General features: G+C 65.3%; 14 protein-coding genes and 3 pseudogenes. 6 read left to right on the forward strand and 11 right to left on the reverse strand.

Annotation, left to right across the window (positions count from 1 at the left end):
* Positions 1 to 36: 36 nt before the first annotated feature.
* Positions 37 to 1,092 carry a 3-keto-5-aminohexanoate cleavage protein gene (locus tag OWR21_RS10540; protein WP_332395195.1) on the reverse strand — a complete coding sequence of 352 codons (1,056 nt, stop codon included), beginning with the start codon at positions 1,090 to 1,092 and terminating at the stop codon, positions 37 to 39.
* Between the two features lie 142 nt (positions 1,093 to 1,234).
* Here OWR21_RS10540 and OWR21_RS10545 point away from each other — a divergent pair.
* Positions 1,235 to 2,298 (forward strand): annotated as a pseudogene (locus OWR21_RS10545) (AraC family transcriptional regulator).
* On the opposite strand, the gene OWR21_RS10550 reads toward OWR21_RS10545, so the two are convergent.
* The gene (locus OWR21_RS10550; RefSeq protein ID WP_332395196.1) at positions 2,253 to 3,515 is read right to left on the reverse strand and encodes an MFS transporter; all 1,263 of its coding nucleotides are present in this window, start codon (positions 3,513 to 3,515) and stop codon (positions 2,253 to 2,255) included. The pseudogene OWR21_RS10545 and the gene OWR21_RS10550 overlap by 46 nt on opposite strands.
* Positions 3,516 to 3,606: 91 nt before the next feature.
* On the reverse strand, positions 3,607 to 5,040 hold the full coding sequence (gene cls / locus OWR21_RS10555; protein WP_147214739.1) for a cardiolipin synthase: 1,434 nt from the start codon (positions 5,038 to 5,040) through the stop codon (positions 3,607 to 3,609).
* A 458-nt stretch (positions 5,041 to 5,498) separates the two neighbouring features.
* Here cls and OWR21_RS12625 point away from each other — a divergent pair.
* Together OWR21_RS12625 and OWR21_RS12630 are read left to right on the forward strand one after the other, a co-directional pair.
* Positions 5,499 to 5,870 (forward strand): annotated as a pseudogene (locus OWR21_RS12625) (phospholipase D-like domain-containing protein); the annotation flags it as partial.
* Positions 5,871 to 6,089: 219 nt separating this feature from the next.
* Positions 6,090 to 6,959 (forward strand): phospholipase D-like domain-containing protein, encoded by an 870-nt coding sequence (locus OWR21_RS12630; protein ID WP_442968620.1) that lies wholly within the window; start codon positions 6,090 to 6,092, stop codon positions 6,957 to 6,959.
* Between the two features lie 72 nt (positions 6,960 to 7,031).
* Here OWR21_RS12630 and OWR21_RS10565 read toward each other — a convergent pair whose 3' ends face one another.
* Positions 7,032 to 7,172, reverse strand: a complete 141-nt coding sequence (locus tag OWR21_RS10565) for an entericidin A/B family lipoprotein (protein ID WP_009240575.1) — start codon at positions 7,170 to 7,172, stop codon at positions 7,032 to 7,034.
* A 288-nt stretch (positions 7,173 to 7,460) separates the two neighbouring features.
* Here OWR21_RS10565 and OWR21_RS10570 point away from each other — a divergent pair, with 288 nt between their 5' ends.
* Positions 7,461 to 9,029, forward strand: coding sequence for a methyl-accepting chemotaxis protein (locus OWR21_RS10570; protein ID WP_332395198.1), 1,569 nt, complete (start codon positions 7,461 to 7,463; stop codon positions 9,027 to 9,029).
* 57 nt (positions 9,030 to 9,086) lie between these two features.
* Here the strand turns inward: OWR21_RS10570 and OWR21_RS10575 are convergent, their stop codons facing one another.
* Positions 9,087 to 10,502 (reverse strand): bifunctional diguanylate cyclase/phosphodiesterase, encoded by a 1,416-nt coding sequence (locus OWR21_RS10575; protein ID WP_316891295.1) that lies wholly within the window; start codon positions 10,500 to 10,502, stop codon positions 9,087 to 9,089.
* A 223-nt stretch (positions 10,503 to 10,725) separates the two neighbouring features.
* Positions 10,726 to 11,631: a flagellar brake protein gene (locus tag OWR21_RS10580; protein ID WP_316876504.1), complete on the reverse strand. Its 906-nt coding sequence runs from the start codon at positions 11,629 to 11,631 to the stop codon at positions 10,726 to 10,728.
* A gap of 122 nt (positions 11,632 to 11,753) precedes the next feature.
* Here OWR21_RS10580 and OWR21_RS10585 point away from each other — a divergent pair, with 122 nt between their 5' ends.
* On the forward strand, positions 11,754 to 12,266 hold the full coding sequence (locus OWR21_RS10585) for a GtrA family protein (protein ID WP_147214734.1): 513 nt from the start codon (positions 11,754 to 11,756) through the stop codon (positions 12,264 to 12,266).
* Between the two features lie 14 nt (positions 12,267 to 12,280).
* Here the strand turns inward: OWR21_RS10585 and OWR21_RS10590 are convergent, their stop codons facing one another.
* Positions 12,281 to 12,760 carry a hypothetical protein gene (locus OWR21_RS10590; RefSeq protein ID WP_332395199.1) on the reverse strand — a complete coding sequence of 160 codons (480 nt, stop codon included), beginning with the start codon at positions 12,758 to 12,760 and terminating at the stop codon, positions 12,281 to 12,283.
* Between the two features lie 650 nt (positions 12,761 to 13,410).
* Here OWR21_RS10590 and OWR21_RS10595 point away from each other — a divergent pair.
* Positions 13,411 to 14,750, forward strand: a pseudogene (locus tag OWR21_RS10595) (diguanylate cyclase domain-containing protein).
* Between the two features lie 74 nt (positions 14,751 to 14,824).
* On the opposite strand, the gene OWR21_RS10600 reads toward OWR21_RS10595, so the two are convergent.
* The 4 genes from OWR21_RS10600 to OWR21_RS10615 form a co-directional block, all read right to left on the reverse strand.
* Complete coding sequence (locus OWR21_RS10600) at positions 14,825 to 15,388, reverse strand: acyloxyacyl hydrolase (protein WP_332395200.1); 564 nt, start codon at positions 15,386 to 15,388, stop codon at positions 14,825 to 14,827.
* Positions 15,389 to 15,689: 301 nt separating this feature from the next.
* Positions 15,690 to 17,195 (reverse strand): efflux transporter outer membrane subunit, encoded by a 1,506-nt coding sequence (locus OWR21_RS10605; RefSeq protein ID WP_332395201.1) that lies wholly within the window; start codon positions 17,193 to 17,195, stop codon positions 15,690 to 15,692.
* 2 nt (positions 17,196 to 17,197) lie between these two features.
* Positions 17,198 to 20,299, reverse strand: coding sequence for a multidrug efflux RND transporter permease subunit (locus OWR21_RS10610; RefSeq protein WP_332395202.1), 3,102 nt, complete (start codon positions 20,297 to 20,299; stop codon positions 17,198 to 17,200).
* Entirely contained in the window at positions 20,296 to 23,430 is a 3,135-nt protein-coding gene (locus OWR21_RS10615; RefSeq protein ID WP_332395203.1) for an MdtB/MuxB family multidrug efflux RND transporter permease subunit, read from the reverse strand. Before OWR21_RS10615 ends, OWR21_RS10610 begins: the two co-directional genes overlap by 4 nt.

Consider the following 23,430-nt stretch of genomic DNA (forward strand, 5'->3'; position numbering starts at 1 on the left):
CGCCTGTGTTGGCCCGGTGATACTGCGGCTTCTAGTTTAGGCAGCGCGCAGCGGCAGGTTCTTCACGTTCGGCGCACGGTTGGGGGACATGCCGTTCTTCGCCAGCGTTTCTTCCACGCTGTCATATTGCACGCCAATGCGGTAGATGGCGCGGGCCTCTTTGCCGCTGGCAACCTCGCGGCCCAGTTCACGGGCCACGCGCACGCACTGCTCAATCTGCTGCACGGACGTCATGCGCTTGCCGTGCTGGTCGATGATCGTGTCTTCAAGGCCGCAGCGCGGATGCAGGCCCATTGCCATGGCCATCATGTTGAAGGGCAGCACGTTCTTGAGCAGCGACTCGGCCGTCAGCGTGCAGCCATCCGGAGCGCGGTGGATGAAGTTGAAGAAGTTGAACGGATTGGGGCCGTCGAAGCCGCCGCCAATGCCGATCCACGTCAGGTTGAGCGGGCCCTTGTAGACGCCCTTGCGGACGACGCGTTCGAGCGTTTCCAGCGCGTGGATGCCGGTCAGCTGGAAGTGCGGCTGCACGCCGGAGGCCTGCAGGCGGCGCAGGTGCTCCTCCAGCCAGGCGGGGCCGGCGGGCACTGTCATCTCCGCATAGGCGGCGGCCAGCGCGGGGTTGGCCAGCGACGTGCCCTCCAGATACGCCGGATACAGCAACTCCATGATGTTCATCTGCGTGGTGTTGACGGCCACGGTCACCTGGTCGGGCGTCGGCGTCAGGTCGGCCAGCATGTGGCGGGTGTCGTCGGACAGCCACTTGGCGGCTTGCCCTTCGTCTTCCGGCGCAAACGAGATCGAGCCGCCGACCTGGATGATCATGTCAGGCACGGCCGCACGCACGCCGGCAATCAGCTCGTTGAATTTCGACAGCCGCTTGGAGCCCTTGCCGTCCAGCTCGCGCACGTGCAGGTGCAGGACCGTGGCGCCGGCGTTGTAGCAATCGACGGCCTTCTGCACCTGTTCTTCCATCGTGACCGGGATGTCTTCAGGAAAGTCTTCCGGCATCCATTCCGGGCCGTACGGCGCAACGGTAATGACGACCTTGTCCTGGTTTTCGGGGTGCAGCGAATCATCGAGGAATTGCATGTTGGGGGCTCCTGTAGGGGATGTCTCGGCTGGACTTCACTATAGGGAAGCGGTAGCTTTGAATTTCTCAATTGGCGCCAAGTTTTCTCTTTTCGCGCCATTCCGCGTAAACACCAAGACGGTTCGGAGCGCCCTGAAATCGATGGAAACGATGGTGCGTGCCCGGTCGCTCAACGGCTACTTCCAGGTCGTGCGGCGGCTCGGTTTCAACCCGCAGGAAGCGCTGCGCCAGGTGGGGCTTGACCCGGCCAAGCTGGCCGATCCCGAGCAGCCGGTGCCGGTCGTGGCGACGTGCCAGTTGATGGAGATCACTGCCGCGAATGCCCCGTGTCCGACGCTTGGCCTGCAGATGGCCGAGGCGCGCCAGGAACTGGACTTCGGTGTGCTCGGGTTATTGCTGGCGCATAAACGCACGCTGCGCGAGGCGCTGCAGGCCATCATCCAGTACCGCCACCTGCTGAACGAGGCGCTGGCGATCTACCTGGAATCGGATGGCGACATGGTGGTCATTCGCGAAGAGGTCATCACCGAAACACTGGTGCCGTTGCGGCAGGCAAACGAGTTGGCCGTCGGTGTGCTGGCGCGGACATGCAGCGCGCTGTTGGGCGTGCACTGGAAGCCGCGCAGCATCCACTTCACCCATGCCGCCCCGGGTGACGTGAGCCTGCACAGGCGCGTGTTCGGTTGCCCCATCGTGTTCGGCAGCGACTTCAATGGCATCGTCTGCGCGGCTGCCGATCTCGAGACGCCCAACCCTGCCGCGGATCCCGCACTTGTGCGCTACGCCGAGAGTCTTGCCGAGCCGCTCAATGTCTCGGCGCAGGAGGCGGTGGTGCAGGACGTGCGTCGTGCGATCTACCTGCTGCTGCCGTTGGAGCGTGCGTCGGTCGAGCAGGTGGCGGATCATCTCCACCTGAGCGTGCGCACGTTGCAACGGCAATTGAATCGGCCGGCATGACGTTCTCCGATCTGGTGGAGGAGGTGCGGCACAACCTTGCCGTCCGTTACATAGCAAACCCCAGCTACCGGATCGGGCGGGTGGCCGCGTTGCTTGGCTATACGCGGCAGGCATCATTCACGCGCTGGTTCATCACCCACTTCGGCATGACGCCGCGCGCGTGGCGCGATGCGCAGCGCGGCGAGCGTGGTGCCGACGCGGCTCAGGCAGGTTCCAGCCCGGCCGCTGCATCGTCGGCACGTGGCTGACGCACCAGCCGCACCGCAGGCGATTGCAGGATGCACAGCAGCTGCAGCGCAAAGCCCCCCATCGCCACCAGCAGGCACGCCCCGACACCGGCATGTGCGGCAAGCCACGCGGCCATGGCCGCACCGACCGGCCGAGCGCCATACGACATCACGTTGACTGCGGATACGCGTGCCAGCAGCGCTGGCGGCGTCACCGTCTGCCGCAGCGTGGTCGTGCTCACCACCCAAAGAATCGGCCCACAACCGAGTAGGAAGAAGCCGGCCTGAGCCAGCGCAGGCCACGGCTGCCACAGCGTGGCCGCAAGCAGCACACCGCCCGCCAGTCCGCATACGGGGCCTGTCGCCACCACATGGCCGAAACGCCAACGCGCGAGAATCCGCGCGGCCAGCAGTGCGCCGACCACCATGCCAGCGCCGTACATGCCAAGCGTCAGCCCGATCGCCTGCGCAGAGAGATTCAACCGATGCGCCGCATACGGAACGAGGATGGCCGACACCATGAAGAAGGACATGGTGAAGACGAGCTGCGTGATGAATACCGGCCGCAGCAGCGGATGCTGAAACACGAAGCGCGCGCCTTCCGCAATGTCTTGCAGCGGATGCGCTGCGCGCGGTGCTACAGGCTCCCGAGCGGTCACGCCGGCCAACATTGCCGACGCCATGGCCGACAACGCCGCCGCCAGCACGAACGCCGCCATCGCGCCCGTCCAGCCGATCAACGCACCGCCGATGGCGGGGCCGCACGCAAATGCAACGGTGCGCGCCAATTCGATGCGGCCGTTTGCGCGTGCGAGCATCGCGGCCGGCACGAGCGACGGCACCAGCGCCGGGGCTGCCACGCTGAACACCGCCGTGCCGCACACCGCCACAAAGCCGAGCACGCCCAGCGCCGTCAGGTTCAACCGCCCGGCCATCAGCAGCCCCGCCACAGCAAACAACGCCAGTGCGCGCACCGCCTCCGCGCCGGCCATCAACGCGCGCTTGGGCCAACGGTCCGCCAGCATGCCGATGGGAATGGCAAATAGCACGAAGGGCAGCGTGAGCGCCACTTGCAGCCAGCTCGCCGTGCTGGCGTCGGCATGCAGGGTGAGCACAGCAACCATTGGCATGGCCGCCAGCGCAATCTGCTCGGCAGACTGGGCGGCCAGGTTGGAACCGGCCAGCCGGTTGAAGCCCGGCGGCAGGCGGTCGACAGCAGGGACATGGGGATCGGACATCGCACACTCCTGAAAACGTACGCCCAGGGTAGGGATGACGATGTCTGCGTGCGCTCCGCTTCTTGCGGGCGAATTCCGGGCGTGACGCTGACTACAGGATGGGCGCGAATAGCTTGGCCACGTGCATGATCACGCGGCGCAGCGGGTGTGCGTGTTCGTATTCGTCTCGGCCGACGCGGGCGGCTTCGGCGAAATCGACTTCCAGCATCTGCGCGACGTCGTTGGCGAAGCGCGGGTCGGCAGTCATGATCATCAGCTCGAAGTTCAGGCGGAACGAGCGGTTGTCGAGGTTGGCGCTGCCCACGGCGGCGGCCTCATCGTCGATCAGAACGACCTTCTGGTGCAGGAAGCCGGGCAGGTAACGGTAGATCTTCACGCCCGCGCGGATCGCCTGATATGCATACAGCGACGACGCCAGGAACACCATGTGATGGTCCGGCCGCGACGGGATCAGGATGCGCACGTCCACGCCGCGCAACACGGCCAGGCGCAGCGCAGCAAACACCGCTTCGTCCGGAATGAAGTACGGCGACGTGATCCACAGCCGCTTGCGCGCCGACTGAATGGCCTCCATGAAGAACAGCGAGCACGTTTCCTGTTTGTCGGCCGGGCCGCTGGCGACCACCTGGCAGACCATGTCTTCTTCCGGCCGCAGTTCGGGCACGATCAGTTGCGGCACTTCGTGGGCAGCCCAATACCAGTCTTCGGCAAAGGTCAGCTGCAAGTCCATGACCGCGGCACCGACGATCTCGATATGCGTATCGCGCCACGGTGCAAGCGGCGGCTTTTCGCCCATGTATTCGTTGCCGACGTTGTGGCCGCCAACGTAAGCGCGCTCGCCGTCCACCACGACGAGTTTGCGGTGGTTGCGGAAGTTGAGCTGGAAGCGGTTGACGAACCCGGCGTGGGTAGAGAAGGGCTTGGCCAGCACGCCGCCTTCGACGAGCCGGTGCACATAGTGGCGGGGCAGCGCGTGGCAGCCGATGCTGTCGAAGAGAAAGTACACGCGCACCCCGGCACGCGCGCGGTCGAGCAGCAGTTCGGCCAGGCGGCGCCCGAGCGTGTCGTCATGCACGATGAAGAACTGCACGATCAGCACCCGGCGCGCCTGCTCAATGGCCGCAAAGATCGCATCGAAGGTTTCTGCGCCGTTGACAAGCAATCGCACGCGGTTGCGCGCCAGGCACGGTGTGCCGGTCAGGCGAGGCAACGCCTGCATGCAGGTGTGTTGCGGCGCGACCACGCTCGATTCATGGTCGCGCAGGCGGCGCCAGTCGTCGGAGAGGGTGATTTCTCGCAGGCGGGCGTTGTGAAAGCGGCGTGCATCCACATAGCCGGCAAAGGTGCTGCGCCCGAAGATCAGATAGGGGATCAGCGTGAATTCCGGCAGCGTGACCAGCGAGATGGCCCACGCGATGGCGCCCTGCGACGTACGCACGGTCAGCACGGCATGCATGGCAGCGAGCACGCCCACGCAGTGCACAAGAAAGAGGAAGGCGGCAAATGCCGTGGTGTTGGTCAGCATTGGGAGCGTCGGGGGAAACGGCACACCGTTGGCCATTTTGACACGGTCCAGGTGGCGTCGGACAAACACGGATATTGCCCTGGCGGATATCTCGCGTAGTCTGGCTGCGGCGTCCACGTCAGGCACGCCGCATGCTGGTGTGAAGTCAACGTCCTCTCGACCCGCCGTACCCAACCGACATTCGAACATGCAAGGGCACCCGAGGAACCTCCCGACCGCGCTTCTACGCGCCTGGCTTGCCTGGCTGGCCATCGCGCTGCTGACCGGCTGCGCAAGCCTGCCCGAGCATGTCGATCGGCCCGTGACGACGGCGCTGGCCAATGCCCAATCGGCCACCTCGCTGGGGCGCCTCGCGCAGACGAATGCGCCGTCGGCCGATGTGTCCGGCTTCCGGCTGATCCTCGGGCGAAGAAGCCTATGCCACGCTGCTTACACTGGCCGACCGGGCCGAGCGTACGTTGGACCTGCAGTACTTCATCATCGCCAGCGACAACAGCGTGCGCGAACTGATGCGCCATGTGCGGGCCGCTGCCGACCGGGGCGTGCGCGTACGCATGCTGGTCGACGATCTGCACAGCGACGGGCGCGACCTGGCGTTCCTGAAGTTTTCGTCGCACAAGAACATCGACGTACGGCTGTTCAACCCGTTTCCTGGCGGCCGCATGTCGAACGTCACGCGGTACCTGAGCGGTGCGGCTGAGTTCCGCCGCGTCAACCGTCGCATGCATAACAAGGCCTTCATTGCCGACAACGCGCTGGCCGTGACGGGCGGGCGCAATCTGGGCGCCGAGTATTTCACCCAGAACGAGACCACCAACTTTGTCGACCTGGACGTGCTGGCCGCGGGGCCGGCGGTGCGCCAGTTGTCGTCGGCGTTCGATGCGTACTGGAACAGCGAATTTGCCTATCCGGTGCAGGCGTTGGCGCTCGAACCGAGCACGGCGCATCCGCCCGCGCAGAAAGACGGCAACTATCCCACACCCGTGACGATGCCGAACCGGCCGGAAGGGCCGCCCCAGCATATCGACGTGCCGACCCGGCCGATCGACATGGGTTCAGGCTCCGGTTCCGGCAAGGCCTCGCCTGACAAGACGATCTCGCAGCTCGAGCAGCGCCGCAACCGGACTGACCTCGCCAGCCCGGCGCCGGAGCAGCCCTTGCCGCTCAAACCTGCCCCGCGTGACTGGTTCCTCGCCGATCAGATTGCCCGTGGCCGCCTGCGCCTGGAATGGGCGCCTGCGCAGGTCATCGTCGATCGTCCGGCCAAGGTGTCGGGGGATGAGGTGGAACCTGGCGGTGAGCGTCTCGCCCAGACGCTTCTGCGCCTGATTGACGAGGCCAAGCGCGAGGTGGTGCTCATCTCACCGTACTTCGTGCCGGGCAAGCGCGGCATCGAGGTGGCCAAGCGCCTGCAGGATCGCGGCGTGCGTCTGCGTGTGCTGACCAATTCGCTGGCGGCGACCGACGCGCCCATCGTGCATGTCGGCTATGCGAAATATCGCAGCGCGCTGATCGACGACGGTGTCGAGCTGTACGAACTGCGCCCGACGCTGGGGGATCGCCCCAGGATGATCGGCACGTTCCGTTCGTCGCAGGCCAGCCTGCACGTGAAATCGATCGTGGTCGACCGCAGCACCCTGTTTGTCGGCTCAATGAACATCGACCCGCGCTCGATCGGCCTGAATACGGAAACGGGGCTGATCATCCGCAGCCCGGTGCTGGCGGAGGCGGTGGCCAAGCTGTTCGACGACTCGGTGCGCGACAGCGCCTACCGGGTGACCAAGGACGACGGCCACCTGCGCTGGACCACGCATGAGAACGGCAAGGAGGTCGTGGTCGATCACGAGCCCGAAGTCGGCCTGGGCCGCCGGACGTGGATCCAGATGCTGGCGCCGTTTACGCCGGAAGAACTGCTGTAGCGGCTCCAAAGAAAACGCCGCGACGGGCGGCGTTTTGCAGCGCAGGCCAGGGGTCGCCCGGCCGTTGCTTCATTACATCTTCTGCTTGGTGTTGTCAGCCGCGTTTTCCAGCTTCTGGCCACCGGTCTGGATGTCCTTGCCCATGCCTGCCATCGTGTTGCAGCCTGCCAGGACGGCGCAGCCCAGGGCCAGCAGTGCGATCAGTTTCTTCATCTCGATCCCTTGTGAGCCGTGCGGTATCCCGCACGATGTTCGCGTGATTGCCACCCCTGCGGTGGCGCAACCGGCATTTTAGTGCGAGCCCGCGCACGTGGGGTGCGTCGATCGCATCTTTTTGTCGTCTTGCATATCACTTGCGACGCATTCCGGACATTCCGGGCGCTGCCCTCTACTTCTGCCGTCCGCTGCCGTTAGCACCTTTGGGAGTGAACAGGGTGCCTGAAGAGGGGCGCGGGGAAACGATCTCGGCGCCACACGGGCCAACCATGCAGGGGAAAACACATGTGGAAGTGGATGGATACGAGCATTCGCACGCGGCTGACGTTCCTGGTCGCGGTATTTGCCGTGATGATTGCGGTGGTGGGTTTCGCCGGCATCACCACCGGCCGGGCCACCAATGAAGACCTGCGCGCGGTGTATCTGGAAGATGCCAAAGGCCTCGACCTGCTGGCCAAAGACACCATCAACCTGCTGTGGGCGCGCATCCACCTGACCAATTTCGATGCGGTCTCGTCGCCGGAAGAGCTCAAGAAGTTGCTGGCCGATGCGCACACCATGGTCAATTCGGCCAACGAGGCGTGGGCGCAGTTCATGAAGCTGCCGATTCCGGATGCGGACCGCGCCCAGCTGCAAGCCGCCGATGCCGCCCGCACCAAGTTCGTCAAGACCGCGCTGGAGCCGGCCATTGCCGCGCTGGAGCGCAGCGACCTCACCACGTATCGCGAGCTGAACACCAACCTGGTGCCGAAGCTGTTTGTCGACTACGACGCGGCGCTCGGGCCGCTGGTCGGGGCGCGCTTCAAGTACGGTCAGCAACGCTTCGACCATTCCCAATCGCGCTATGCGATGAGCATCTGGATCTCGGGCGGCTTGCTGGCCGCTGCGCTGGTGCTGTCGGTGGTGGCGCGCGGCGTGCTCGGCCGCACGGTGGTGCGTCCGCTGGAACGCGCCATTCAGGTGTTCGAGCGCATGGCCTCCGGCGACCTCGCCACGCGCATGGAAGGCCAGACCGCCGCCGGCCGCCGCGACGAAACCGCACGGCTCATGCACGCCGTGTCGTCCATGCAAACGAGCCTGCAGCAGATCATCGGGCAGGTGCGCACGGGCTCGGATTCGATCGCCAGCGCCACCAAGCAGATTGCCGCCGGCAATGCCGACCTCTCGCAGCGTACGGAGCAACAGGCCTCGTCGCTGGAAGAAACCGCGTCGAGCATGGAGGAACTGACCAGCATCGTGAAGCAGAACGCCGACAACGCACGCCAGGCGAGCGCGCTCGCCGTCAACGCGTCGGACATTGCTGTCAAGGGCGGGGAGGTCGTGGGCCGCGTGGTCGACACCATGGCCGGCATCAACGAAAGCAGCCGCAAGATCGCCGACATCATCGGCGTGATCGAGGGCATTGCGTTTCAGACCAACATCCTGGCGCTGAATGCCGCAGTGGAAGCCGCACGCGCTGGCGAGCAGGGCCGGGGTTTTGCTGTCGTTGCCGGCGAGGTGCGCAGCCTCGCGCAGCGCAGCGCCACGGCCGCCAAGGAGATCAAGGAGTTGATCGGGGATTCGGTGGGCCGCGTGCAGAACGGCTCGGCGCTGGTGGCGGAAGCCGGCACGGTGATCGACGAGGTCGTGGTGGCCGTGCGCCGCGTGACCGACATCATGGGCGAGATCAGCGCCGCGTCGGAAGAGCAGAGCAGCGGCATCGAGCAGGTCAACCAGGCCGTCACGCAGATGGATCAGGTGACGCAGCAGAATGCGGCGCTGGTCGAGCAAGCAGCCGCTGCGGCGGAATCGTTGGAAGAACAGGCTGAGGCGCTGCGCAGCGCGGTGGCGGTCTTCCGCGTCGAGCACGCATAAGCAGCACACGCGCAAGCACCTAAGCCCTTCCGCTTTCCAGCGGGAGGGCGTTCTTTTTCACGGCAGCAGATCGCGCGCGCGTTCGGCAATCACGTCTTGCGTGTCGTCGATCCAGCGGGCCGGGAAGGGCTGCGAGAGCAGGTAGCCCTGGATGACGTCGCACCGGCAGGCACGCAGCGCATGGAGCTGCGCCGCCGTTTCCACGCGCGTGGCCGTGACGGGCACGCCCGCACCGTGGGCGGCAGTCACCAGACGTTGCAGTGCCGCGTGGTCGCTCGCGTTGGTCACCGCGTTGACGATGGCCTGATCGAGCTTGACCTGGTCCGGCCGGAACGTTGCCAGGCAATCAAGGCTGTGCGCGGTGGCGCCAAAATCTTCCACAGCCACGCGTGCGCCACTGGCGTGCAGGGCGTCCACGGCCTTCTGCGCTGAGCCGTTGGCGCGGTGCAGCGTGTGTTCCGATATCTCGAAGACCAGCCGTGCGGTCGGCACCGCGTGTCGCGCGGCAATCTCGCGCACGACATCGCTCAATTGCGGATCAAGCAGCTGCGCCACCGACAAGTTGACGGCGGCATGCACGCCCGGCTGATGCCGGCTGTTGCGCCCTGCGCGCTGCGATTCTTCGCGCACCAGCCCGGCCAGCATCTGCGCGGCGTTGTCGAGCACCCAGTGGCCGACCTCGCGAATGTCGCCGGTCTGCTCCAGGATCGGCAGAAAATCGGCTGGTGCCACGCCTCCCAGCTCGGGTGAAATCCAGCGCAGCAAGAATTCGTAGCCGACGATCCGTCCGTCGGTCAGGCTCAGCTGGGGTTGGAGGTTCAGGCTGAACTGGCGGCGGGCAAGCGCGTGGCGGAGTTGCGCGGCCAGGCGCGGGTGTTCGGCGACGGCGTCGTATCCGTCGGCATGGGCGACGTTGGGGCCCGTGCGTGGAGGCATGGCCGCCGGGGCATACAACGCGGGGCTGGGTTCGGCACCGTGCTGTACGCCATACAGCGCCCGGTCGGCCTGTTCAATCAGCCGTGCCGCATCGGCGGGCATGCCTTCGAAAAGCGTCATGCCGATGCTGCAAGAGCAGACCAGCTCGTAACCGTGTGTGATGAAAGGCCGCGTGAGCGCCGCGGAAATCCGCCGCGCGAGGTCGTGCACATCCTGTGCCGAGACGAAGTCTGCGCAGGCAACGGCAAAGGTCTCGGGGCCGATGCGCCCGACGATAGGGGCAATGCCATCCGCAGGTGGCACGCTCAGCGTCTGAAGCCGCGATGCACATTCGACGATGACCTCTCGCGCGGCCAGCGGCCCGAGCGTGTTGGTCGCCTCGGCAAAATGGTCGAAGCCGATGAGCAGCAGCGCGCCGATTGCGTCCTGGCGAGCCGGTTGCGGCATGGCCGCCAGCAGCTGGACGAATCGTTCGCGGTCCGGCAATCCGGAGATGGGATCCAGACTCGATGGCGCGGCAGACCTTGCGCGGCTCATAAATGGGGATCGTCCTGCAAATGCCTTTAAAACGGAAATGCGTACGCTTGATGCACTGTCAATTGTAGAGCTTTGTCAAAAGCCAGCCTGCGGCATCATAAGCCGAAAACCGGCCAGGGTGGCCGATCGCCGGCATGTTTTCGGGCGCTTCCGGCCCGTGTTTTTAACGTTTAGCGGTAATTAATTCTGATAAAAGCAGCGCGAATATCAGTCCTTCTACCCGTTACACCATGCGCTGGCCGCCCCACAGCAACTGCTCATAGATGAAGCACTGCAGCAGCATCTTTTGGGCGGCGACCAGTTCGATGAATTCCACGCCGTATTGATAGACATTGGGCAGGTCGGCCGGCTTTTCACTGCGGACGAGGGCGGCGGCCACCAGCTCGGAGTGGTAGTCGCGCGTTTTCACGCGGAAGCGCAGGCGGGCCGGCGCGCCACTGACTTCAAGCCGATGCGCAGAGCGGAACGACGCGCCCGTCGTGCTGATGTCGGAAATATGGATCATGCGCGGCGGGTCGCCGCTCACCAGCATCTTGCCCACCACGTTGGCGCGCACGCGCAGCGATTTGCGCAGCGTGCGGCTCTTGATCCGCCGCGGCGGCGACAACACGACGTATTCGAACGGGATGCGGCACACCGCCATCACCGTGCACTCGAAGCTGGCAATGCCCTCGCCCGAGAAGGCGTGGACTTCCACGAGTTCGTCCTTGACCGGCATGACGGTGCGGCCGCTGTCGGTGGGCATGGTGATGAGCAGATGGCGTTGCGGGCTATAGCCCATCACGCGCGCGGCGCCCTTGGTCTGGCCGGCACCCGCCGTCAGGCGCACAGTCAGCATGCCGCCGGGGCGCAGGCCCAGCAGCTCCATGGCGATCGTGCGTTCGCCCTCAGGGTCGTCGCCCATGTCCGGGAACATCGTGTTCGGGAACTGCGTGTTTGCAAACGCGGGCGCAGGCGCGGGCGTGCCGTCCGCCAGACGGTGCGGGCGGTGCAGCGTGCACAGCAGATCGATCTCTTCCGGCGAGTGGATGACGTCGCCTTTCGGGACGAGCAGCTGCCCGTCGGCGTCAAGCATCGGCCACGGCAGGGGGATCGCAAGCGGAATGTCGAGAGGTTGAAGTTCGAGCATGGCAATGGGGGCCCCACAGCCGCGCGGGGCCCCACGTTTCTATACGGCCAAATGTTGCACAACTTTAAGCGCACTTATTGATTGTGCAGGGACGGTGGCACGGGAGTTGCGGCCAGCCCGTCATGATCGAGCACAATGGCGGTTCCAACGTGGATGGGGTGAGCGCGCGCATGGCGTCTCGGCAGCATTTCTGGGCGGTGGTGGAGCAGTTTGCGCGCTATGTCGTCATCGGCGGCGGCGCAACGCTGGCGCACTATGTGGGGCTGTTCGGACTCGTGCAGGTGGGGGTGTCGCCGTGGCGGGCATCGGTGGCGGGCAGCGTGATCGGTGCCACGCTCAACTACTTCATCAGCCGGCAGGCCGTCTTCAACAGCACACGCGGGCACATCGGCGCGATGGTGCGCTTCGGTCTGGTGGCCTTCCTCGCCCTGGGATGCAATGCGACCATCATGGCCATCGGCCTCGGGATCGGCCTGTATTACCTGATCGCGCAGGTATTCGCCTCGGCCATCACGGCAGTCTTCAACTTTCTGGTGCACCGGTATTGGACGTTCCGTGACGCCGATGCCGTCGGCGCGCCGACGGAGCCGCAACCAGTCATCGTGCAGGAACGGCCCCCGCATAAGGGCCCGTGAGGGGCCCTCCTGCGTCAATGCCGGCTTCCCACGCTCTGCAGGCCGGCAGCGATTTCCGTGACGAACGCCACATCGCCGATACCATCGGCGGGCGGGACCGGGGCATCGTCACGCAGGCGTTCCACCACCAGGTGAACGTCGATGACGTCGGCCACGCCCGACGCCTCCAACGAGACGAGTGCTGCCAGCTGCGCAATCGCAAACGTATCCGCGAGCAGCGGTGTGTCGTCGTGGAGGTCGCCGACAACGCGTGCGGACGAGGTCTTTCCAGCGCGCGTGGAGTGCTGCGCGGTCTCACGTGCGCGATAGGCGAAGTAGGCGTCGGCAAAGTGCACGCGATGCGCATCGAATACCCGCACGGCGGCGGTGAGGGCATCGTCCACCCAGGCCGGGTCGACTGGCGCCGTGCCGGGCTCGGTGCCTTCGGGCAGGCCCGCAAGCTTGAGCGCATACCGATGTGTCTGCGTGCCGGGGGCGACAAAACTCAATTCCATACGACCTCCTACAACCGCGTGCGCTGGTGCCGCGGCTCGCCGTGTTTGAATTCGCCCCCGAAGCGATATTGAAGAATAGTAACGGAGCTGTCCGATTGCGCGTTTCGTCCTTCCGGATGAGTTCAAGGGGCCTTGTCTTCACCTTAAGACATTCGCAATGTGGAGATTGCCGCCCGGCCATGTGGCAAACGGTTGCGTTCGGGCAGTGCCTGTGCGACCTAACCGAACGGCTAGCTGCTTCGCAACGGGCGCCCGTGTACAGTTTTGTCCGATGTCCGGCGACGTCGGGCAGATGTCGACAATCGACGTCGACAAACGCAGACGGGAATGACGCGGGGCGCGTTTCCTTCGCGTCATTTCGCGCACGAGGGGACCGAAAGCGCGCTCGCGGTCCATGTCCCCTCGCGGGAAGGGATTGCCCCGTTAACTCGCGGCTTCTATAGTCCGCCTCGATTCGTGCGCTTGCAACGCACCAAGGTCTGTCATTGCCGGCCGTCAACTGGGCCGCACAGACCACGAGACCGGTTACGGGGATCACGCCAACCGCCACCGCGCGCGCCTGACGCAGCCATTGCGTCATGGACCCCGCGGCGCGATGGCCACCACATCAGCCACCCCCGGGACTGCCGCATTCGCGAAACAGCATCGCCATGCTTGAGGACCACCACTTGTACAAGGCTGCGATCGAACATTCGCCGATAGGAATCGGCCTGTGCGCGCCAGAGGGTCGCTTCCTCGACGTGAACCGTGCGCTGTGCGCGCTGACCGGTCACGAAGCACAGGCGCTGCGCACGCGCGATCTGTTCGACCTGTGCCACCCCGATCACACTGAACGCACCCGACATGGTGTCGAGTCGCTGCTCGCCGGCCAGCGCGATGCGCTGTCGATGGAGACGCGCCTGGTCCGCCAGGACGGCACAACCGTGTGGGTGCAGGCCGACGTGGCCGTTGCGCGCGACGACGGCAGCCAGCACCTTGTCGTGCAGATGCAGGATGTGACCGCGCGGCGCCTGGCGCTGGAATCGCTGCGCGCGTCGGAGCAACGGCTGGCCTATGTGCTGGACGGCGCGGGGCTGGGCACGTTCGACTGGTCGACGCGCGCGCGGCATGTGTCGTTCAACCGCCGGACGGCCGACATGCTCGGCTACGAGCCGGCGGATCTGCCCAACGATCCGGATGCATGGTTCGCCATGGTGCATCCGCAAGACGCAGCATTGAGCGCGCGGCGTATCTATCGCCATATGCGCGGCGATGCCGACAGCTTTGAAATCGAGCAGCGCATGCGCGCGCGCCATGGCCAATGGATCTGGGTGGCCGCCCGCGGGCGCGTGACGGAGCGCGATGCACGCGGCATGGCCACGCGCGTAAGCGGCACGCTGCTCGACGTGACGCAGCGGCGCACGGCGCTGGATCAGGCGCACCACCTCGCGCTGCATGATCCGCTGACGGACTTGCCGAATGCACGTTTGCTTCGCGATCGCCTGTTCGTCGCCATTCAGGCGGCGCGCGCGCGCGCGGGCAGGTCGCGGTCGTGTTCATCGATCTCGATCGCTTCAAGCCGGTCAACGACGAGTATGGCCACGCGGTTGGCGATCTCGTCCTGAAGGCGACGGCCATGCGGTTGCGCAGCGGCCTGCGCGCCTCCGACACGGTGGCCCGCCTGGGCGGCGATGAATTTGTCGCCGTCCTCACGCACTGCGCCACGCGCGACGATGTGACGCAAACCGTGGAACGCCTGATCGAGCAATTGCAGACGCCGTTCCGTGTGGAGGGCCATGTGCTGTCGATGGGCGTGAGCGCCGGCGTGGCGCTGTATCCGACTGACGGGCGTGACGCGCAGACGCTCATCCGCAACGCCGACGCGGCGATGTATGAAGTCAAACGTGCCGGCGGCAACGGCGTGGGTTTCCATGCCTCGCTCAACTATGAGCGGCTGATGGGCATGCGATCGCGCAATCGCGATCTCGACGGCGAAGCCGACGCGCGCTGATCCGCTACCGCGCACCCAAACAAAACGGCCCGCCGCAAGGCAGGCTTTCTTCAAGCGTTGCAAACGCTCGAAACTCAGAACGTGTAACGCAAGTAGAGCTCGTTCAGATCCGTGCCCGGGTTCGGGCGCTTGATCGACGCGTTCGACAGGTGTTCGAAGCGGTAGCCCATCTGGAATTGCTGCTTGCTGCCGAAGGACACGCCCACGCCGATCATGTCGGAGAACTGGAAGGCCGTGCTGAAGTTGTGCTCATCTGACGTGCGGGTGTGCGAGAGCAGGCGCGGGCCGATGCCAGCTTCAATGAACGGCACCCATGAGCCGCCGCGCTTTTCGATGCGGAACAGCGGCGTCACGCCGAATTCGGTCAGGTTCTGGCGGTTGGTGCCCTTGGTCGAGCGCCATTGGCCCAGCGCCACTTCCCAATCCAGGTTCACGAACCAGCCTTGCGGGTTGCCCCAGTGGAAGCCCGAATCGAAATCCAGATCGACGCCGTACTTCTCGATGCCGTGGCTGTTGTCACGGCCGTAGATGACGCGCACGGAAGGGTCAGCCTGCGCAGGCAGGGCGGTGAACAGCGTGGCGGCGCCCAGGGCGGTGGCCAGCAACTTGGCGGAGCGGGGAAGCGCGGATCGGATCATCAGAGAGAGCGGAATCAGTTGAACGGCGCGCGTGAATCGGGGCAACTGCGTCGGCAACCACGCGCGCGGCGGACATGGTGGCAGGCAAACGGACGGTCGGGATCGCACCGGGGCGAGCTTGCAAGGCATCGGACGACGCAATTTGCGCGCCTGCTGCTGCACCCGCCCGCCCACATGATCGGGACGGTCCGGAACAAATTCCGACGATTATAGGGGGAACTATCCGACTGCGTGCGTGCTTACGCACAAGGGGACATTGCCGGCGGCGAAACGTCGTCGGCCACCGGCAATGCCAGAAGGGTTATTGGGCGGCCGGGGCGGAAGCCGGCTGCAGCGCCGCCTGGCCGACCACCGGCACTTCGCCGTGCCAGCCGCCGCCCAGCGCCTTCACCAGCAGCACGGCTGCCGAATACTGCTTGCCTTGCAGCGTGAGCAGCGTGCGCTCGGCACTGTAGGCCGTGGCTTGTGCCGTGATGACTTCCAGGAAGCTCACCGTGCCGGCGCGATACCGGTTCAGGTTGAGCTGCGCGGCTTCCTGTGCGGCCTTGACGGCGTCCGCCTGTACCGCAAATTCCTGCGTCTGCCAGCGCAGCGCGGCAAGGTTGTCTTCAACATCCTGGAACGCGCCGAGCACGGTCTGCCGGTACGTTGCGACCGACGCATCGTAAGCAGCGCCGGCCTTGTCGACAGCGGCTGCACGCGCGCCGCCATCGAACAGCGTGGCCGCCAGCGTCGGGCCGATCGACCAGACGCGGCTGGGCAGCGTCGCCAGGCGCGAAAGCGTGTTGGCCGCCAAACCAGCCGATGCCCCCAGCGTGAGCGTGGGGAAATACGCGGCCTTCGCCACGCCGATTTGCGCGTTGGCAGCGGCCATGCGGCGCTCGGCGGCGGCAATGTCGGGGCGCCGCTCCAGCACGGCCGATGGCACTTCCAGCGGAATGGCGGGCAGTGCCGGCAAGTCGGCCACGCTGGCAGCGGTGGCCGGCGCCAGCGAAAACTCCGCCGGCGGTTTGCCGATCAGCACTGCAATGGCGTGCTCAAGCTGTGCGCGAGTGACTTCCGTATCCAGCAGCAGCGCTTGCGACTGCTTGAGCTGCGTCTGCGCGGTCAGCACATCCGAGCGCTGCGCCACGCCCACGGCGTACTGGTTTTGCGTGAGCTTCAGGAAGCGCTCGTAGTCCGCAACGGTGCGCTGCAAGACGGCCTTCTGGGTATCCGTGACACGCAATTGAAAATAGTTCTGCGCAAGCGTCGCGTGGGCCGACAGCAAAGCGGACGATAAATCGCCTGCACTGGCTTGCGCGCTGGCCTTGTTCGACTCAACCGATCGGCGGATGCGGCCCCACAGGTCGAGTTCCCAACTGGCGTTGAGCGACAGGCTCTGCGAATTGAGCAGGCTCGGGTTGCCGGTCGACAGGCTGCCGTCCGGATTGACCGACGTGCGCACGGAACGGCTGCGCGTGGCGGACGCACTGGCACCCAGCGTCGGGAAGAACGAAGCCTGCGCGGATTGCACCAGCGCCTGGGCCTGGCGGTACTGCGCCTCGGCCACCAAGATGTTCTGGTTGGCGGCCGCAACCTGTTCTTCCAGCGCGTTCAGCTGCGGGTCGTTGAAGATCTCCCACCACTTGCCGCGGGCGATGGCGTCGCTCGGGTCGGCGATTTTCCAGTCGCCGGCTTCCTTGTATTGCTGCGGCACTTCGGCATCGGGCCGCTTGTAGTCGGGCCCGACCGCGCAGGCCGAGACGAGCGCGCACGCGGCCAGCGCGAGCAACGAGGTGCGAAGGGCTTGGGTGCCTCTTGTCATGTTCAGCTTCCTTGCGAATCCAATGCGGGCAGCGGTGCGTCTTTGCTGCGGCCGGCGCGACGCAGGCGCAGCCGGTCGAGCGCCAGGTAGACCACCGGCGTGGTGTAGAGCGTGAGGATCTGGCTGACCAGCAGGCCGCCGACGATGGAGATGCCCAGCGGCGTGCGCAGCTCCGCGCCGTCGCCGTGGCCGAGCGCCAGGGGCAGGGCGCCGAGCAGCGCGGCCATCGTCGTCATCAGGATCGGCCGGAAACGCAGCACGCAGGCGTGGAAGATCGCATCTGCGGGGCTCATGCCCTGGCTGCGCTCAGCCTCGAGCGCGAAGTCGATCATCATGATGGCGTTCTTCTTGACGATGCCAATGAGCAGAATCACGCCGATCAACGCGATGATCGAAAAGTCCGTGTCGGTGATGATCAGCGCCAGCAGCGCCCCCACACCGGCCGAGGGCAGCGTCGAGAGAATCGTGATGGGATGCACGTAGCTCTCGTACAGCACGCCCAGCACGATGTAGATGGTGATGAGCGCAAACAGGATCAGCACGGGCTGGCTGGAGAGCGAATCCTGGAACGCCTTGGCGGTGCCCTGGAAACTGCCGTGCACGGAGGACGGCACGCCGATGCGGTTCATCGCATCCTGGATGTCCTGCGTGGCACCCGACAGCGATGCCCCCGGCGCGAGGTTGAACGAGATGGTGCTGGCCGCAAACTGCCCCTGGTGATTGACGGCCAGCGCCGTGTTGGTGGGCTCGTAATGCGAGAAGGTCGACAGCGGCACCTGCGCACCCGTCGACGTGATGATGTAGATGTCGCGCAGGCCGTCGGGGTTCTGCCAGTACTGCGGCGCCGCTTCCATCACAACACGGTATTGGTTGAGCGGGTTGTAGATGGTCGATACCTGGCGCTGCCCGAACGCGTTGTTCAGGGCGTTGTCGACATCGCTCGGGTTGATGCCGAGCGATTTGGCCTTGTCGCGGTCGATGACGAGTGATGTCTGCAGGCCCTTGTCCTGCGTATCGGTGTTGACGTCCGTCAGCGACTTCACCTGCGTGAGCGCCTGCTTGATCTTCGGATCCCACGCGCGCAGCTCGTTCAGGTCGTCGGCCTGCAGCGTGTATTGGTACTGCGCGTTGCTGGCCCGACCGCCCACCCGGATGTCCTGTACCGATTGCAGGAACAGGCTCGCGCCCGGCTCACGTGCAAGCTTGCCGCGCAATCGGTTGATGATCTGGTCGGCCGACATCTTGCGCTCGGCCAGCGGCTTGAGCTGAATGAACATCTGCCCGGTATTGCGCTGACTGCCGCCCGTAAAGCCCACCACGTTCTCCACCGCCGGGTCTTGCCGAACGATGGTGATGAAGTCGGTCAACTTGGTGCGCATCGCCTGGAAGGAGATCGACTGGTCCGCCTGGATGAAGCCGATCACCCGGCCCGTGTCCTGCTGCGGGAAGAACCCCTTCGGCACGATGATGTACAGGTAGACGTTCAGGCACACCGTGGCCAACAGGATCAGCAGCGTGAGCCAGCTGTGCCGCAGCGCCCACGCCAGCGAGTTGCGGTAGAGGTCGAGCAGGAAGGTGAAGAAGCCTTCCGTCTTGCGATGGAACCAGCCGTGTTCTTCCTCGGCGGCGGGCTTCAGCAAGCGTGCGCACATCATCGGCGTGGTGGTCAGCGATACCACCAGCGACACCAGGATGGCGACCGACAGCGTCACCGCAAACTCACGGAACAGCCGGCCGACGATGCCGCCCATCATCAGCAGCGGGATGAAGACGGCGATCAGCGAAAGACTCATCGACACCACGGTGAAGCCGACTTCGCGCGCCCCCTTGAGCGCAGCCTGCATGGGCCGCATGCCGTTTTCGATGTGGCGCGAGACGTTTTCCAGCACGACGATGGCATCGTCCACGACAAAGCCGGTCGCGACGGTCAGCGCCATCAGCGAGAGGTTGTCGAGGCTGTAACCGCACAGGTACATCACGCCGAATGTGCCGATGAGCGAGACCGGCACCGCCACGCTCGGAATGAGCGTCGCCCGCACGTTGCGCAGAAACAGGAACACCACCATGATCACCAGCGCGATCGACAGCACCAGCGTGCGCTCCACATCCTTGAGCGAGGCGCGGATGGTGGGCGTGCGGTCCATCATCACATCGAGGTTGATCTGCGCGGGGATGGTATTGCGCAGGTACGGCAGGATGTCGTTGATGCGGTCGACCGTGTCGATGATGTTGGCGCCCGGCTGCCGGCTGATGATGAGCAGCACCGAAGGCTTGCCGTTGGCCGAGCCGTAGTTGCGGATGTCCTGCACGCTGTCAGTCACCTCGGCCACGTCGGCCAGCCGCACCGGCGAGCCATTGCGCCAGGCGATGATGAGCGACTGGTATTCGACGGCCTTCTTGGCCTGGTCGTTGGCGTAGATGGTCCAGACGCGGTCGCCGGATTCCATCATGCCCTTGGGCTTGTTCGCGTTCGTGCTGGTGATGACGGTGCGCACGGTCTCCATCGAGATGCCGTACTTGTTCAGCGCCATCGGGTTCAGCTCGACCCGCACCGCCGGCAGCGACGCACCGCCGATGGTGACCTGGCCCACGCCGTTGATCTGCGACAGCTTCTGCGCAAGGATGGTCGAGGCCGCGTCGTACAGCTCGCCGCGCGACTTGGTGTCGGACGTCAGCCCGACGATCATGATCGGCGCGTCGGCCGGATTGACCTTGCGATACGTCGGGTTGCTCGGCAGGCCGGAGGGCAGCAGGCTGCGTGAAGCATTGATGGCCGCCTGCACATCGCGCGCCGCGCCGTCGATGTCGCGCGACAGATCGAACTGCAGCGTGATCCGCGACGAACCGAGCGAGCTGGACGACGTCATCTCGGTAATGCCGGCAATGCGGCCGAGCGAGCGCTCCAGCGGCGTCGCCACGGTGGCCGCCATGGTCTCGGGGCTGGCGCCCGGCAGCGATGCGCTGACCGAGATGGTCGGAAAGTCCACCTGCGGCAGCGGCGACACCGGCAGCAGGCGGAACGCCGCGATACCGGCCAGCGCCACACCGATGGTCAGCAGCGCCGTGGCAACCGGCCGCGCGATGAAAGTGGCGGACAGGTTCATTGCGGTCCGCCAGATTCGTTGGCACCAGCCGCACCGTGGCGTCGGGCGGCACGGCGCGCGCGCCAGTCGCGCATGCGTGCGCCAAGGTTGTCGAAGGCCAGATAGATGACCGGCGTGGTGAACAGCGTCAGCACCTGGCTGACCAGCAGGCCGCCCACCATCGTGATGCCCAGCGGCTGGCGCAGCTCGGAGCCCACGCCGGTGCCGAGCATCAGGGGCAGGGCGCCCAGCAGCGCGGCCATGGTCGTCATCAGAATCGGGCGGAAGCGCAGCAGACACGCCTGGTAGATGGCATCGCGCGGGGCCATGCCTTGCTCGCGTTCGGCCTCCAGCGCGAAGTCGATCATCATGATCGCGTTCTTCTTGACGATGCCGATCAGCAGGATGATCCCGATGATGGCAATGATGCCCATGTCCTTGCCCGACACCAGCAGCGACAGCAGGGCGCCCACGCCGGCCGACGGCAGCGTCGACAGGATCGTCACGGGGTGAATCGTGCTTTCGTACAACACGCCCAGCACGATGTACATCGTGATGATGGCCGCAAGGATCAGCCACAGCTGGTTCGACAGCGACGCGCGGAACGCCAGCGCCGCGCCCTGGAAACTCGTCTGCATGCTGGCCGGCAAGCCGATTTCCTCTTCGACCGCATTGATGGTGTCGACCGCTGCGCCCAGCGATGCACGCGGCGCCAGGTTGAACGAAATGGTCGCCGCCGGGAATTGGCCCTGATGGTTCACCACGAGCGAACCGGGTTGCTCCACCACCGTGGCAAACGCGCCCAACGGAATCTGCTGGCCGCCGCTGGATGCCACGTGCAGGTCATACAGCGATTGCGGCCCCAGCTGCATCTTCGGGTCGGTTTCGAGCACCACGCGGTACTGGTTCGATTGCGTGAAGATGGTCGACACCAGGCGTTGGCCATAGGCGCTGTACAGCGCGCTGTCGACGGCCGCCATCGTGATGCCGTACACCGCCGCCTTGTCACGGTCGACCTGCACGTAGGCGCGCAGGCCGTTGTCTTGCAGGTCGCTTGCTACGTCGCGCAGCTCGTGGGTCTGCTGCAGGCGTTCGACCAGTTTCGGCACCCACTTCGAAAGGTTGTTCGGGTCCGGGTCTTCGACGGTGAACTGGTACTGCGTGCGACTGACGCGGTCTTCAATCGTCAGATCCTGCACCGGCTGCATGTACAGCGAGATGCCCGCCACCTTGGCCAGTTCGGGTTGCAGGCGCTGGATGATCTCGGTGGCGTCGGCGTCGCGCTCGTCCTTCGGCTTGAGGTTGATGAGCATGCGGCCGCTGTTGAGTGTGGTGTTCACCCCATCCACGCCGATGAACGACGACAGGCTCTGGACCGCCGGGTCCTTGAGTACGACTTCGGCCAGCTTCTGCTGCCGCTCGGCCATGGCCGAAAACGAGATCGACTGCGACGCATCCGAAATGCCCTGGATGACGCCCGTGTCCTGCACCGGGAAGAAGCCTTTGGGCACCACGACATACAGCAGCCCCGTCAGCACCAGCGTGCCGATGGCCACCAGCAGCGTCGTCTTCTGCCGGTCAAGCACCCATTGCAGCATGCGGCCGTACCGCGCGATGACGTTGTCGAAAAACGCGCCCGCAGCGTGATAGAAGCGCGATTGCTCGGCTTCGGGAATGTGCTTAAGCAGGCGTGCGCACATCATCGGCGTAAGCGTGAGCGACACCACGGCCGAGATCAGGATCGATACCGCCAGCGTGATGGCGAACTCGCGGAACAGCCGCCCCACCACATCGCCCATGAACAGCAGCGGAATCAGCACCGCGATGAGCGAGAAGGTGAGCGAGATGATCGTGAAGCCGATCTGCTTGGAGCCCTTGAGTGCGGCTTCCATCGGCGGGTCGCCGTCTTCGATGTAGCGGGCGATGTTTTCGATCATGACGATCGCATCGTCCACCACGAAACCCGTGGCGATGGTCAGCGCCATCAGCGTGAGGTTGTTGATCGAAAAACCTGCCAGGTACATCACGCCAAACGTGCCGACCAGCGACAGCGGCACCGCTACCGCCGGAATGACCGTGGCCGGCACGTTGCGCAAGAACAGGAAGATCACCATCACGACCAGCGCCACGGCGAGCATCAGCTCGAACTGCACATCCGATACCGAGGCGCGGATGGTCGTGGTGCGGTCGGTCAGCAGCGACACTTCCACGTTGCCGGGCAGCGTCTCCTTGAGCTGCGGCAGCAAGGCCTTGGCGCGGTTGACCACTTCGATCACGTTGGCGCCCGGCTGGCGCTGCACGTTCAGGATGATGGCGGGGGTGGTGTTGGACCACGCGGCCAGCTTGCTGTTTTCGGCGCCGTCAACGATCTGCGCCACATCGGTCAGGCGGATGGGTGCGCCGTTCTTGTAGGCGACGATCATCTTGCCGTACTCGGCGGCCGACTTGAGCTGGTCGTTCGCGTCGATGGTGGACGCGCGCGCCGGGCCGTCGAAGCTGCCCTTGGCGCCATTCACGTTGGCGGTGCCGATGGCGGTACGGATGTCGTCAATCGACAACCCCAGCGCCGCCAGCGCCGACGTGTTTGCCTGAATGCGCACAGCCGGCCGCTGCCCGCCGCTGATGCTGACCAGACCGATGCCCGGCAACTGCGACAGCTTCTGCGCGATGCGCGTGTCGACCAGATCTTCCAGCTTGGGCAGCGGCATCGTGTTGGAGGTGATCGCCAGCGTGAGGATCGGCGCGTCGGCGGGATTCACCTTGCTGTAGATCGGCGGCATCGGCAGATCGTTCGGCAGCAGGTTGCCGGCCGCGTTGATGGCCGCCTGCACTTCCTGCTCGGCAATGTCGAGCGAGAGCGACAGATCGAACTGCAGCGTGATGACCGAGGCGCCGCCCGAGCTGGACGACGTCATCTGCTTGAGGCCCGGCATCTGCCCGAACTGGCGTTCGAGCGGCGCGGTGATGGACGACGTCATCACGTCGGGGCTGGCGCCCGGGTACAGCGTCGTCACCTGGATGGTCGGGTAATCGACTTCCGGCAGCGCAGAGAGCGGCAGCATCCGGTACGCCACCAGGCCCGAGAGCAGGATGGCGACCATCAACAGCGTGGTCGCCACGGGCCGGAGGATGAAGATTCGGGAGGGATTCAT

The sequence above is a fragment of the Ralstonia sp. 1B3 genome, from assembly GCF_036631435.1.

Excerpts from the sequence above, each read along its gene's own strand:
- OWR21_RS10540 (WP_332395195.1), bottom strand. The coding sequence starts at position 1,092 with ATGCAATTCCTCGATGATTCGCTGCACCCCGAAAACCAGGACAAGGTC.
- OWR21_RS10550 (WP_332395196.1), bottom strand. The coding sequence starts at position 3,515 with ATGTCCGATCCCCATGTCCCTGCTGTCGACCGCCTGCCGCCGGGCTTC.
- cls (WP_147214739.1), bottom strand. The coding sequence starts at position 5,040 with ATGCTGACCAACACCACGGCATTTGCCGCCTTCCTCTTTCTTGTGCAC.
- OWR21_RS12630 (WP_442968620.1), top strand. The coding sequence starts at position 6,090 with ATGGGTTCAGGCTCCGGTTCCGGCAAGGCCTCGCCTGACAAGACGATC.
- OWR21_RS10565 (WP_009240575.1), bottom strand. The coding sequence starts at position 7,172 with ATGAAGAAACTGATCGCACTGCTGGCCCTGGGCTGCGCCGTCCTGGCA.
- OWR21_RS10570 (WP_332395198.1), top strand. The coding sequence starts at position 7,461 with ATGTGGAAGTGGATGGATACGAGCATTCGCACGCGGCTGACGTTCCTG.
- OWR21_RS10575 (WP_316891295.1), bottom strand. The coding sequence starts at position 10,502 with ATGAGCCGCGCAAGGTCTGCCGCGCCATCGAGTCTGGATCCCATCTCC.
- OWR21_RS10580 (WP_316876504.1), bottom strand. The coding sequence starts at position 11,631 with ATGCTCGAACTTCAACCTCTCGACATTCCGCTTGCGATCCCCCTGCCG.
- OWR21_RS10585 (WP_147214734.1), top strand. The coding sequence starts at position 11,754 with ATGATCGAGCACAATGGCGGTTCCAACGTGGATGGGGTGAGCGCGCGC.
- OWR21_RS10590 (WP_332395199.1), bottom strand. The coding sequence starts at position 12,760 with ATGGAATTGAGTTTTGTCGCCCCCGGCACGCAGACACATCGGTATGCG.
- OWR21_RS10600 (WP_332395200.1), bottom strand. The coding sequence starts at position 15,388 with ATGATCCGATCCGCGCTTCCCCGCTCCGCCAAGTTGCTGGCCACCGCC.
- OWR21_RS10605 (WP_332395201.1), bottom strand. The coding sequence starts at position 17,195 with ATGACAAGAGGCACCCAAGCCCTTCGCACCTCGTTGCTCGCGCTGGCC.
- OWR21_RS10610 (WP_332395202.1), bottom strand. The coding sequence starts at position 20,299 with ATGAACCTGTCCGCCACTTTCATCGCGCGGCCGGTTGCCACGGCGCTG.
- OWR21_RS10615 (WP_332395203.1), bottom strand. The coding sequence starts at position 23,430 with ATGAATCCCTCCCGAATCTTCATCCTCCGGCCCGTGGCGACCACGCTG.